10 protein-coding genes are annotated in these 12,928 nt (G+C 41.4%); 5 read left to right on the forward strand and 5 right to left on the reverse strand.

Annotated features, from left to right (window positions below; genetic code table 11):
* Window positions 1–629 precede the first annotated feature (629 nt).
* Window positions 630–1,487 carry a tetratricopeptide repeat protein gene (locus L3V38_RS16810; RefSeq protein ID WP_062570212.1) on the reverse strand — a complete coding sequence of 286 codons (858 nt, stop codon included), beginning with the start codon at window positions 1,485–1,487 and terminating at the stop codon, window positions 630–632.
* Between the two features lie 83 nt (window positions 1,488–1,570).
* On the opposite strand from L3V38_RS16810, the gene L3V38_RS16815 reads away from it, so the two are divergent.
* Window positions 1,571–2,884 (forward strand): amidohydrolase, encoded by a 1,314-nt coding sequence (locus L3V38_RS16815; RefSeq protein ID WP_237120085.1) that lies wholly within the window; start codon window positions 1,571–1,573, stop codon window positions 2,882–2,884.
* 1 nt (window position 2,885) lies between these two features.
* Here L3V38_RS16815 and L3V38_RS16820 read toward each other — a convergent pair whose 3' ends face one another.
* The 4 genes from L3V38_RS16820 to pomA all read right to left on the reverse strand — a co-directional run bounded on the left by L3V38_RS16820 (window position 2,886) and on the right by pomA (window position 7,165).
* Window positions 2,886–4,796 (reverse strand): DNA topoisomerase III, encoded by a 1,911-nt coding sequence (locus tag L3V38_RS16820; RefSeq protein ID WP_237120086.1) that lies wholly within the window; start codon window positions 4,794–4,796, stop codon window positions 2,886–2,888.
* A 51-nt stretch (window positions 4,797–4,847) separates the two neighbouring features.
* Complete coding sequence (locus tag L3V38_RS16825; protein WP_130150837.1) at window positions 4,848–5,339, reverse strand: hypothetical protein; 492 nt, start codon at window positions 5,337–5,339, stop codon at window positions 4,848–4,850.
* A 132-nt stretch (window positions 5,340–5,471) separates the two neighbouring features.
* Window positions 5,472–6,395 (reverse strand): flagellar motor protein MotB, encoded by a 924-nt coding sequence (locus L3V38_RS16830; protein ID WP_130150836.1) that lies wholly within the window; start codon window positions 6,393–6,395, stop codon window positions 5,472–5,474.
* Between the two features lie 2 nt (window positions 6,396–6,397).
* Window positions 6,398–7,165 (reverse strand): flagellar motor protein PomA, encoded by a 768-nt coding sequence (pomA, locus tag L3V38_RS16835; protein WP_062570207.1) that lies wholly within the window; start codon window positions 7,163–7,165, stop codon window positions 6,398–6,400.
* Between the two features lie 272 nt (window positions 7,166–7,437).
* Between pomA and xseB the strand changes: the two genes are divergently transcribed.
* From xseB to L3V38_RS16855, 4 genes are all read left to right on the forward strand, one after another.
* Window positions 7,438–7,680 (forward strand): exodeoxyribonuclease VII small subunit, encoded by a 243-nt coding sequence (xseB, locus tag L3V38_RS16840; RefSeq protein WP_062570206.1) that lies wholly within the window; start codon window positions 7,438–7,440, stop codon window positions 7,678–7,680.
* Window positions 7,681–7,685: 5 nt separating this feature from the next.
* Window positions 7,686–8,573: a (2E,6E)-farnesyl diphosphate synthase gene (ispA, locus tag L3V38_RS16845; RefSeq protein ID WP_130150835.1), complete on the forward strand. Its 888-nt coding sequence runs from the start codon at window positions 7,686–7,688 to the stop codon at window positions 8,571–8,573.
* A gap of 87 nt (window positions 8,574–8,660) precedes the next feature.
* On the forward strand, window positions 8,661–10,523 hold the full coding sequence (gene dxs, locus L3V38_RS16850; protein ID WP_237120087.1) for a 1-deoxy-D-xylulose-5-phosphate synthase: 1,863 nt from the start codon (window positions 8,661–8,663) through the stop codon (window positions 10,521–10,523).
* Between the two features lie 220 nt (window positions 10,524–10,743).
* On the forward strand, window positions 10,744–12,867 hold the full coding sequence (locus L3V38_RS16855; protein ID WP_237120088.1) for a hypothetical protein: 2,124 nt from the start codon (window positions 10,744–10,746) through the stop codon (window positions 12,865–12,867).
* Window positions 12,868–12,928 lie beyond the last annotated feature (61 nt).

The raw sequence follows: 12,928 nt of genomic DNA on the forward strand, positions 1-12,928 counted from the left end.
GAAGGACATGCTCAATGAATTCTGAATTTTGATATCTTTCGATATCGAATTGACTGTGCTGCAATAAATAAATTTATTGCCGTTGGTCACTCAGTTCAATTGAGACTCTAAATTTGTTTGCGTTACTCAGTATAAACTAAGCTTCGCTGTTAGAACTCAATCTGTACGAGTGCCCACACAGATGATTGCTTTATATTTTTAAAGAACTGCGTTCTTAGCTCATGGCTGAAGAACGTTGCGACGTTGTCGCTAGGGATGCGTATAATACATCCTTAAATTTTCGAGTCAACACTTAACTTTAAACTTTCTTTTTAGACCGTTTTAAACCGAAGTTTTACTTAACTCTCTGCCAGTTTGTTTAGCGCTTTTCATTGCTGCCCGCCGTGTCAGTGGATGCGCATTATAGGGATGCGAAGAATTAACGCAAGCACTTTTTGTAGAAAATTACTAAAAACTTACCTTTCGCGCAAAAAACAAGCTAAAGGCAGTAAAAAACACAGTTTACTGTACAAAATACAGTCAACTTTTCTCGAGAGGATCTTAAGTATTATCGAAATTAGGTAATACGCAAGTTTTTAAATAAAAAAGCGCCACGATTTTTAATGACGCTTTTATCAATCAATGATGGATTAGTACAAGATACTATATAGTTTACGACGATACTTAGACGCCAATGCATCGCCATCAGGTAAAGAGGCAATGATTTCTAGATAGCTTGGTTTTGCATCCGCGTAGTTAAGATCTTTTTTAAGCACATTAAATAATACCTCTAAAGCTTCTTCTTTACGACCCGCGTTATTGAGCGCATTGCTTAGCTCTACTTTTATCTCTAAATCATTTGGGTATTTTTCAACTTTAGCTTGCAGTGCTTTTATTTCTGGAGAGTCTGTTGCAGCTAATGCTTGTTCACACTTTGCTTGAATATTTGTGAAATACGCATCACGTTCATTCTCTGCCACTGAATCTAGTAATGCTTGTGCATCTTCTAATTTATGAATTTGAATACAAATATCAGCTAATACTAATTTTACACGCGTATGGCTCGGATCAAGCTCATAAGCCTGCTTCGCATAATTAAACGCATTATTTAAATCTTGATTAATTAACGCTTGCTTAGCTTGCTCCAGTAATAACTCGTGCTGGGCAGGTAAATGTTTTGCAAGCGCATCACGAATTTGCTGTTCTGTTTGAGCGCCCGGTAACATATCGACAGGTGCTGAATCTTTTAACATCACAAGCGTCGGTAATGCTTGCAAACCAATTTGCTGTGCAAGTTGCGCTGCAAGAGCCTGCTCAACATCACAGTCTAAGGTTGCTACTAATAAATGCTCACCGTATTCATGTGCGATTTTTTCTAAAATGACAGCTTGCTGATGACACTCTGGGTTTTGCGCAGAGTAGAAAGTTAGTAAAACTAATTTTTCGGCTGAGGTCTCACCCAGTACTTGCTGTAAATTCTGTGGAGTAACATTTACCATATTATTCATTTGATCAATTGCACTATATAAGTATTTAGGTTTTTATATGGTGACAAACATAACAATTACAAGCCCATTCAGTCGAGGTCATTATGAAATTATCAGTTATATCTGCTGCGTTATTACTTCTCACTCCCATAACACAAGCAACAACCTTAGATTTAAATCTTCAGAAAACCATGCCAGAGATTGAAAAGCTTTACCTAGATTTACATCAATCTCCAGAACTTTCTTATCATGAAAAACAAACAGGTAAAAAATTAGCAAAGCGACTTACTAAACTTGGCTTTGAGGTTACTGATAATGTAGGAGGCTATGGCGTAGTTGGTATTTATAAAAATGGTACTGGACCAACTGTGATGATCCGTACCGATACAGATGGCTTACCCATTGTTGAACAAACTGGTAAACCGTACGCTTCAAAAGTAACGGTTACAAACGACGAAGGCTCAACTGTAGGTGTAATGCATGGCTGTGGTCATGATATTCACATGAGTTCGTTTATTGGCACAGCCCAACAGTTAATGACACACAAAGATCAGTGGCAAGGTACATTAATGATGGTCGCACAACCCGCTGAAGAAGTAGGCGGTGGTGCAAAAGCAATGCTTAAAGAAGGACTTTTTACCAAGTACCCTACGCCTGACCACGTTATTGCTTTACATGTCAGTGCCAGTGTTCCAGCTGGTAAAATCAGCATGAAAAATGAGTACACAATGGCAAGTGTTGACTCAGTTGATATTACTGTAAAAGGAAAAGGCGGTCACGGTGCTTACCCACACACAACCATTGACCCTGTTGTGATTGCTTCACGTATTGTATTAGCACTACAAACGATCACTAGCAGAGAATTGTCACCATTAGAGCCATCAGTGATCACCGTTGGCTCAATTCACGGTGGCTCTAAACACAATGTCATTTCAGATGAAGTTAAACTGCAATTAACGCTTCGTAGTTATAACCCTGAAGTGCGATTACAACAAATCGCAGCAATTAAACGTATCTCTAAAGGGATTGCATTAAGTGCAGGACTTGATGAAAGCTTAGCGCCCGAAGTGTATGTGCATGAAGATGAGTCTATTCCATCTACTTATAATAATCCTGAGCAAACCAATCTAGTCCGTAATGCTATTTCTAACGCAATAGGCAAGAGCAATGTACTGGAAACTGACGCTGTGATGGCCGGCGAAGACTTTGGTTTATACGGACGTACAGATAAGAATATTCCAATTACTTTATTTTGGTTAGGTGGTGTTGAGCCTAGTCAGTATGATGCGGCGATGCAATCTGGTGCAACATTACCTTCTTTACACTCAAGTAAGTTTGCACCTGATTACAAAAAAGCACTTCCTACGGGTATTACAGCGATGAGTAATGCCGCGGTTGCCCTATTCAACAAACAGTAGTTTAGGTTGATTTAGCTCTGGGCTTAGCTTTTCTTTTAAAACGTCGCTTTTGCGGCGTTTTTGGTAATTGAGCAAAGACTTGACTGTCGCACTGTTTGGCTTGATCGACTAAAGCACGTAACTCAGTCAGTAATGGCGTTAAAAACTGCTGATAACTCATATTCTGTTCAGCTATATTCCCTAATGATGCTTCCCACTTAGCTGTTAAGTCAGGGCTAGCAAGCTGCTCTGGTAATGTACTTATGAGAGCTTTACCTGTTGCTGTAGCTAAAATGTTTTTACCTTGACGCTCTAAAAAGCGGCGCTTGAATAAAAGCTCAAGAATGCCTGCCCGTGTAGCCTCAGTCCCTAGACCATCCGTTTCTTTGAGGATCTTTTTAATTTCAGAGTCTTTCACATATCGGCTGATGCCTGTCATAGCACTTAGTAAGGTAGCATCAGTAAAGTGCGCTGGCGGTGTGGTCATTTTGTCTATCACTTCACCTTGATTACAGTGCAACTGCTGGCCTTTTTCAAGAGCAGGTAAGGTCTGCTCATCCTTCAACTCTGTTTTCCCCATTAATGTTTTAAAACCTAAGCTAATATCTTGCTTAGCAGCAGTTTTAAAAAGACCACCCGCAATTTCAACCGTTAATTTGGTTTCGTTAAACACATAGTCTGGATAAAACTGAATTAAATAATGACGACAGATCAACCGATAGATTTTTTGTTCGTCACTATTTAATGATGCTGAGCGTAGCTGCTTTTCGGTAGGAACAATCGCGTGGTGAGCTGCAACCTTGTTGTCATTAAAACATTTACTCTGCTTGCTCATATCAGCTTGCTTACAAGCTTCACTACTTTGCCCTTCATTTTTAGCAATTGCAGCAATAATACTCGTTGCATCTTTATGGTGTTCTTTTGGTAAATAGCGATTATCTGAACGAGGATACGTAATTAACTTATGGCGTTCGTACAAACTTTGACAGGTATCGAGCACCTTTTGTGCTGGCATTGAAAACGCTTTTGCTGCATCAATTTGTAAAGCAGATAAATTATAAGGCAATGGGGCTTGTTGTTTTTTTTGTTTTTGCTCAAGCTCAACCACCTTAGCTGGTTGATTAGTTATTCGTGACACAACATTTTCAGCAAGCCCTCTATGTAAGACTCTACCTTCTTCATCTTGATAGGGCTCGCATGCTTTACTTGGTTGCCACTTAGCAGAGAATGTTTGTTGCTGCTCTGTTTCAAGATGAGCCAAAACTTCATAAAAAGGTTTTGTTACAAAATTAGCGATTTCATTATCACGATTAACGACTAAACCTAAGATAGGCGTTTGTACACGCCCAACAGACAACACATTACCAAACCCTGCTTTTTGTCCAGCAAGCGTATAAGCTCGCGTTAAATTCATGCCAAATAACCAATCAGCACGTGAGCGAGCTAAGGCAGATACGCTCAAGGGAATAAAATCGCGATTCGACTTTAAATTATTCAGCGCTTTTTTAACTGCACTTAAGTTTAAGTCGCTTATTAAGAGCCGCTGGATTTGCTGTTTTTTAGCTTGGCTTAATTTGACCTGTTCAATTACTTCATCTACCAATAACTGGCCTTCACGGTCAGGATCACCGGCATGGACGATTATACTCGCTTGCTTAATCAGCTTTTTTAATACGGTGAGTTGTTTGCGTGTTTTTGCTTTAGGTTTTAACTGCCATTGTTCGGGCACGATAGGTAAGTGCTCAAATCGCCACTTTTTAAAACTTGCGTCGTAATCGTCAGGCTCAGCTTGTTCAAGCAAATGGCCAATACACCAAGAAACACAATCACCATTAGCAAGCTCAATATAGCCATCTTGCTTTTTTTGTGGTTTTGGCAATGCATCAGCAATGGCTCTTGCTAGAGACGGCTTTTCGGCAATGTAAAGTTTCATAATGCAACACTAAATACTGTTTTTATAAACAGTAGTCTAACACAGCATTTTTTACTTAGGAATGGTCTCGGCGAGCCTATTGCGACGGGTGAATAAGTAAATCATAGGCAAATAACATACAACTACGGTGCCTATATTAATAAGAGGGAGTAAGGTTTTATACATATATGTGCTATACGATAAATCCCATAAGTGAATATCAATTACGCGAAATAGTTGTAATATGGGTGCCATTACAACGACTAACTGCCCTAGTACGCTCTGCCAAAGATAAACCTTATCTTTTATACCAAGATAAGCAATGATGGCCATCCATGCTATGTCATTAAATGCCCATACAACGTAACGCCAAACAAAGATGTCATCAAACTCACTAAGGCTTGAATGGATAAGAGTGCCATATAGAAAAAAACTAGCGGTTATTACAGAAAACCTAAAGGCGAGCCAATCATTTCTGATATAAAAAACAAAAATAGCTGGGCTCAGAATGAACACCCAGCTATTACCCAATATAACAATAAAAGAGTTAAACCAATCCGGCACAAGTAGCGACCTTAATCAGTTTTCTGTTTTACCATCGTTACCATCACCGTTACCTGGCAGGTAGCAATATTTATCGAGCTTTTTCATTCTTATACCCATTACATTCTTTAACTAATTGTAACTGTAACTGATTTAGGGTCTTACATCAATAGGATCCGACTCTTGCGCCTTGCCTTGCATAATTGAGATTTCGACGCGACGGTTACGCTTTCTATCTTCATCGGTAACATTGGGAACAAGTGGCCTCGTTTCAGCATGACCCACTACGACCATTCTCGATTTATCGAAACCTGGGGCTTTTTCCATTTCACTTGCAACTGCAACTGCACGCTTTGAAGATAAATCCCAATTATTGGTATATAGCTCATTGGAAACCTGAAAATCATCAGTGTGACCAGATACCGTTATTTCGCCAGGCACGTCTTTTAGTAAGGTTGCAATATCTCGAATAATTGGTTTGAATTTAGGTTGTAAAAACGCACTCCCAGAAGGAAATGAGCCATTTTCCCGAATACGAATAATAATTTGCTGGCCCAAAGACTCTAGTTCAATCGCCCCATCAATAATCTGTTGTTCAAGTTGTTGCGCAATCTTCTTCACAAGCTCGTTGGTTTGTTCTTGATTCGCAGCGGAAATAGATTGATCCATCGCTTGTTCTTGCGCTGTACTTTGAGACTCACCGCCACGCTTATTACCACGCTGCTCTTGACGTCCACCTGCTGAGCTTTCATCACCGGCTTGGAATTCCAACATCTGCTGGGTCATTTCAACCGTTTGTTGTTGAATTGTTTCGATAGGCGTAGGCTCGGGTTTACCTGGCGTAAACTCCATGGCTATTACTGAAGTTCCTTTTGGGATGTCTTTTACTTCAATTTTGTTTTGCACACCAAAAGCAAACTTCATTGAGCCGGCAATTTGCTTAAACTTAAGAACATCCATTTCAGAAAAGGCAAGCAAGAGTACAAAGAAGCACATTAACAGTGACATTAAATCTGCGAAGGTTCCCATCCAAGCTGGTAAACCCGGAGGTGGACATTTGCACTCTTGATCAGACATGCTTACTCCTCAGTATCCACTTTTCGTTTAGACTCTGCTAAGTAGTTTTTCAAGATACCTTCTATTACTTTCGGGTTTTGACCGTCTTGAATACCTAGTACTGCGTCGAGAATTAAGCGTTGATTAAGAGCCTCTTCGTCTTTACGTAGCTCTAGTTTGACCTGAATTGGAATAGCAACCACGTTCGCTAAGAAAGCACCATATAATGTCGTTAACAGTGCAACGGCCATCGCAGGACCGATAGCTTTAGGATCATCCATATTTGATAACATGGCAACAAGGCCAATTAGCGTGCCTATCATACCCATTGCAGGAGCTATGTCGGCTAACGATTTAAATAGTCCCGCGCCATGTTCATGACGAGTTGCAGTAAGTGCGATATCTTTTTGCAAGGTAGCACGAACCACATCGGCGTCATGACCATCGACGAGCATATCAACGCCCTTGCGCATAAATCCATTAGGAATTTCAGCTTCTTCGAGTGCTAAAAAACCACCTTTACGTGCTGAATCAGCTAACTCTACAGCTTTCTCTATTAGCTCTTCTGGAGATTCTATTTTGAACATGAAAGCTTTCGCGGCAACTTTACCTATGCCCAAAAACTGACCCATAGTAAAGTTTGACAACACAATGAAAATAGAGCCGCCAAATACAATGACCACCGAAGGGGTGTTATAAAACATTGCAACTTGGCCATCACTACTTAACACCATCGACATAGCAATTAAGCCTATGGCACCAAGAATACCTATTATGGTTGCTAAATCCACATACCCCTCCAGAGGAACAATTGCACGATACCCTAAGGCATCAAATTTTTATTATTAACTGCTTATCGGCAAGCAATTGAAATACTTAAATCATTAAATGAATTAATTTTATTTTAATGTAAGTTTCTCAAGCTACAAGTTTATCTTGTGTCTAAAAGCGTAAAAATAGCATATTGGCGTTGCTTTATGCGTAAAAAAACACATCATTCTTTGACCTAGTTTAGCATTCCCCCTAAAATTGGCCTCACTTTCTATCAGCTAGTGAGGCCACTATGGCAGCGAAGAAACCAGAAAACTTGAGCTTTGAAGAAGCCTTGGATGAATTATCTAATATTGTTGTACAAATGGAACAGGGTGACTTGTCATTAGAGCAATCTCTTAAGCAGTTTGAACGTGGTATTGCATTAGCTAATGCCTCATCAGGTAAACTACAACAAGCAGAACAAAAAGTTGCCATACTTATGGGTAACGATAGCCAAGCTCCACTGAGCAATTTCGATTCAAATTTGGACTAATTTCAGTGCAATTAATAGACCAACTGCAAGATGCTCGCAATGATGTTGAAGCAACACTTAATCACTATTTTGATCAGCCTTTAGATACCGAACAAACAATAAAAGAAGCCACTCATTATGGCGTGTTAAATGGCGGCAAACGATTACGTCCTTACCTTGTTTATGCAACAGGTAGGATGATGGGGGCACAGAAAAAAGACCTCGATATTCTTGCAGCAGCCATTGAGTGTATCCATAGCTATTCACTAGTTCATGATGACTTACCAGCAATGGATGATGACGATCTGCGACGTGGCCGCCCTACTTGCCATATAGTTTATGGTGAAGCAAACGCTATTCTTGCAGGTGATGCACTACAAACACTTGCCTTTGACTTAATTGCCAATCATCCTTTTTCTGTACCGCCAGCGCAGCAAATAAAAATGATCGCCTCATTAAGCAAAGCCTCAGGTATTGAAGGTATGGTAGGTGGTCAAGCGCTTGACATTAGTGCGACGAATAATGAAATCAGTGTCGAACAATTAGAGCGTATTCACCAACTGAAGACAGGGGCACTGCTTAATTGTGCAATAACCCTAGGTGCATTGTGTGCCAATCAGTGTGACGAACACACATTAAAACAGCTTAATTTGTTTGGACAAGCGATAGGTCTGGCTTTTCAGGTACAAGACGATATCCTAGATGTCGAAGCAGATACAGAAACACTTGGCAAACCGCAAGGGTCAGATATTGCAGCAAATAAAGCAACCTACCCCGCTCTTTTAGGACTGGATGGTGCAAAGCAAAAAGCGCAAGATTTACTCGCGCAAGCACATCAAGCTTTAGAGGCGATTAATTTCGATACGAGTGAACTGGCAAGGCTTGCCAACTATATTGTTGAACGCAAATATTGATGCGTAAAACAACGACAAAATAACTAAAAAATCAGAGTCACAATAAGCTATAATGCACTCTGGTTAGCGAAGGATGTATATAAAATCATGACACTTGATAGTAGCAAGTATCCATTATTAAGTTTGGTTGACGAGCCAGCACAGCTGCGTGATTTAGCGCAAGATAAATTACCTGCGTTTAGTAAAGAGTTACGCGAGTACCTGCTTAACTCAGTCTCGCAAAGTAGTGGTCATTTAGCCTCAGGGTTAGGCACGGTTGAATTAACTGTCGCTCTGCATTATGTCTATAACACGCCCTCTGATCGACTCGTTTGGGATGTAGGCCATCAAGCCTACCCACATAAAATTTTAACGGGTCGCCGTGACCAGATGCATACTATTCGTCAAAAAGACGGCTTACACCCTTTCCCATTTCGCGAAGAAAGCCAGTACGACACGTTTAGTGTGGGTCACTCAAGTACATCAATTTCAGCCGCGCTAGGAATGGCCATTGCCGCTGAAAAAGAAGGTAAAGATCGAAAAACCGTAGCTGTTATTGGTGATGGTGCGATTACCGCAGGTATGGCATTCGAAGCGATGAACCACATGGGTGATGTAAACCCTAACGTATTAATTATCTTAAATGATAATGAAATGTCGATTTCTGAAAACGTGGGTGCACTGAACAATCATTTTGCACGAATCTTATCAGGTAGTTTTTATACCAACATCCGTGAAGGCAGCAAAAAGCTGCTATCAGGCTTGCCTCCAGTAAAAGAGCTTGCAAGTCGCATGGAAGAGCACTTAAAAGGTATGGTCATCCCTGGCACTTTCTTTGAAGAGCTGGGTTTAAATTATATCGGCCCGATTGATGGGCACGATGTAAATATGTTGGTTGATACCTTACGCAATATGCGTAATCTTAAAGGCCCACAATTACTGCACATAAAAACGCAAAAAGGGAAAGGTTATAAACCTGCTGAAGCGGACCCTATTGGCTACCATGGTGTACCAAAATTTGATCCGAGCATGTCAAAACTACCCAAATCAAAACCAGGAGCCGCAACATTCTCTAATGTGTTTGGTGACTGGCTTTGTGATATGGCAGCACAAGACGACAAGCTGATGGCGATTACCCCAGCAATGCGTGAAGGCTCAGGCATGGTACGCTTTTCGAAAGAATACCCCGAGCAATACTTTGACGTTGCTATAGCCGAGCAACATGCAGTAACACTGGCAGCAGGTTTAGCATGTGAAGGCTTAAAACCAGTTGTTGCCATTTACTCAAGCTTTTTACAACGTGCATATGATCAGCTCATTCATGATGTGGCACTACAAAACCTTCCTGTTTTATTTGCCATTGACCGTGCAGGTATTGTTGGCGCAGACGGGGAAACTCACCAAGGTGCCTACGACCTAAGCTTTATGCGCTGCATACCAAACATGATTATCATGGCACCTAGCGACACCAATGAGTGCCGACAAATGCTTTACACTGGTTACCAATGTAATCAGCCAGTGGCTGTTCGCTACCCGCGTGGCAGTGCGGGCAATTGTGACGTTGAAACGCAAATGAGCGCAATTGAAATAGGCCGTGCACGCACTATACGCAAAGGCAGTAAAGTGGCGATTTTATCGTTTGGTACATTACTAGAAAACGCTGAACTGGCGGCAAAAGAACTCAACGCCAGCTTACTTGATATGCGTTTTATTAAGCCGCTTGATACACACGCTATTGATGACTTACTAGCAGAGCACGATGTACTTGTGACATTAGAAGATAACGCCATTGCTGGCGGTGCTGGCTCTGCAGTAAATGAGTATTTAGCAGCCGCTAAAGCGAATGTGAAAATATTGAACTTAGGTATTCCTGATGAATTCATTAAGCATGGCACTCAACAAGAGATGCATGCAGAAATGGGATTAGATACCCAAGGAATAGTAACCAGTATCAACGCATTCATAGCCTGACATTAATTTACAAAAAGGAGCATAGAGCTCCTTTTTTTTATTTATAGAACAATCACATCCAAAAAAATTGAAAAATAATTAATTTTTCTGCATCCAATCATACCCCTTCTTCGTTTATTCAATGAGGTTAACCCGTGAGCAAGTAATATGCTTTTAAGCTGTGCTAAGCAAAACCGATGTCTGTTCACATTTGATGGAATATTAGAGAAGGTATGAACAAATGAAAGCGTTTAAAAACAACCTAGCAGTAGAGCAAATCGACACTCAATCTAAACTTATGAAATTAACAATTTCGGCCTTAGCACTCGCTGTTACGATTGGTATTGCAGGCTGTAGTGGCGATGATGGTAAAGACGGTGCAGCAGGTCAACAAGGTGTTGCAGGACAAGATGGTTCGGATGGAATGGATGGGCAAAATGGTGCGCCAGGCTTTGCGGCAGCCACCTTTATTCTAGCTAACAATGGCGCTGATAACGCAGGCACAGTCAACTTGATTGACCAAAATGCGGCTAAATTAAGTACGTTTAATAGCGGCGCCAACGAAGGTGTTGCATTCGATAGCCTAGGTAATTTAGTGCAAGCAGCGGATTCTGGTAATGGCTCGTTAAGCACCGTATGTCAGGTGCTCAGTCGTAGCGATGACAGCTACAACAGCAGTATTGATCGTATGATAAGCGGTACTAACACAACCCTTGTCAACCCTAAGGGTATTCATGTATCTCATAAGCATGGCTTGGTGCTGATTGCTGATTTTAATGCGATGCAAGTCACTGTATTCGGTAAAGAAGCTGCAGGTGATGTGGCCCCACTTGCAACAACAATCACAGATGCAAAACCATGGGACTTAACCTACGACGATGACAACGATCGTTTATACGTTGCACTAACCAATGGTGATGTAGCAGTTTATGACAATTACGTCAGTGGTGGCTTTGTCGCAACACCAGCCCGAACAATTACACCTAGCGATGACAGTGGTGCTAAAGTTTCAGTCAACATTCATGGCATCGCGCTTGATATGCAAACTAACACCTTAGTACTCTCTGATGTAGGCAGTGCATCAGATGCAACAGATGGTGCAATTTTTGTTATTTCTGATGCATCACAAGCCAGTGGCATGGTCGCGGTAGATCGTCATATTGCAGGGCCTATGTCTATGCTAGGTAACCCAGTTGATATAAGCCTCACAGGAAGTGACTTAAGAGTCGCTGAAAAATCAAATGACGCAGTTCTGGTCTTTAGTAACATATTTGCAGGCCCAAGCGGTGATATTTCACCAGACTTAGTCACTGCGACCACAAAACCAGAATCAATTACAGAAACCATCATGCATAACGATATGCAAGATAGCTCAGATAGTATCATGGTAAATATGCCACTACTTGGTGTTGCAGTCAGCAGTAACCCTGGAACCGCAGGCCCTACTACAGGGCAAATTAGTCGTCTAAATGCTCCTTTAACAGCCGAGCTTGCGACTTATAATGCAAGCCAAACCATTGAAAGTGTTGCATTCGACAAATCAGGAACCAGCTATGCCACATTTGATAATGCAAGCACCTCAATTGGCGGCGTTGCAATTTCAACTAAAGTGGCGACTTCTCGTGATGGCGAAAGTTTTTCAATGGCTCAAGACAGATTAATTACCGGCGCAAATACCGGTATTATTTCACCGAAGGGGCTTGATGTAGCATCTGATGCTGGCATGGTATTTGTTGCAGAATTCAATCCAACTACACCTGGGGTGCTGATATTTTCAAGCTGCGCAACAGGTGATGTAAGCCCACTCATGACACTGACTCCTAGTGCTAGTGCGCGCCCTTGGGATGTTGACTATGACCCTGCAACAGATAAAGCGTTTGTTGCACTGACCAATGGGACGGTTGCAGTATTCGATGAAGTTAAAAGCAAATGGCTAGCGGGCATGACAACTATTTCCGGTGAAGATCGCTTAATTACTCCTGCATCGGGTGGTACTGCATTTGCGGCGCCAACAAACATTCATGGCATAGACTACGACCCAACCAGTAACTCGTTAATTATCTCTGATGTAGGCAGTGCTGCGGATGCAACAGACGGTAAAATTTACGTGATAAATAATGCATCAATGGCAAGTGGTTTAACCAACGTTAGCGTTAACATCGCAGGCCCCGCTAGTCAGCTTGGTAACCCTGTAGATATTATGTACACAGGCAGCCATCTCTATGTTGCTGAGAAATCAAACGGTCTAGTAATGCGTTTCGACAATATTTTAAATAGCCCCGGAGGCGATATAGCTGCAGATGTCAGCTACTCATTTACAGCGCCTGAGTCGGTGGCTATTTTACCAGCTTGGCTTAACCACTAAACCATCAATAGGCGTTTAGGTAACAAGCGCCTTGGTTGGCCTCCAATGCCTTATCTAGCCC

It is taken from the genome of Pseudoalteromonas sp. L1 (genome assembly GCF_021728095.1).
Classification (GTDB): Bacteria; Pseudomonadota; Gammaproteobacteria; order Enterobacterales; family Alteromonadaceae; genus Pseudoalteromonas.

Coding starts and splice junctions, on each gene's coding strand:
- dxs (WP_237120087.1), top strand. CDS start 8,661: ATGACACTTGATAGTAGCAAGTATCCATTATTAAGTTTGGTTGACGAG.
- L3V38_RS16855 (WP_237120088.1), top strand. CDS start 10,744: ATGAAAGCGTTTAAAAACAACCTAGCAGTAGAGCAAATCGACACTCAA.
- xseB (WP_062570206.1), top strand. CDS start 7,438: ATGGCAGCGAAGAAACCAGAAAACTTGAGCTTTGAAGAAGCCTTGGAT.
- L3V38_RS16815 (WP_237120085.1), top strand. CDS start 1,571: ATGAAATTATCAGTTATATCTGCTGCGTTATTACTTCTCACTCCCATA.
- L3V38_RS16810 (WP_062570212.1), bottom strand. CDS start 1,487: ATGAATAATATGGTAAATGTTACTCCACAGAATTTACAGCAAGTACTG.
- L3V38_RS16820 (WP_237120086.1), bottom strand. CDS start 4,796: ATGAAACTTTACATTGCCGAAAAGCCGTCTCTAGCAAGAGCCATTGCT.
- L3V38_RS16830 (WP_130150836.1), bottom strand. CDS start 6,395: ATGTCTGATCAAGAGTGCAAATGTCCACCTCCGGGTTTACCAGCTTGG.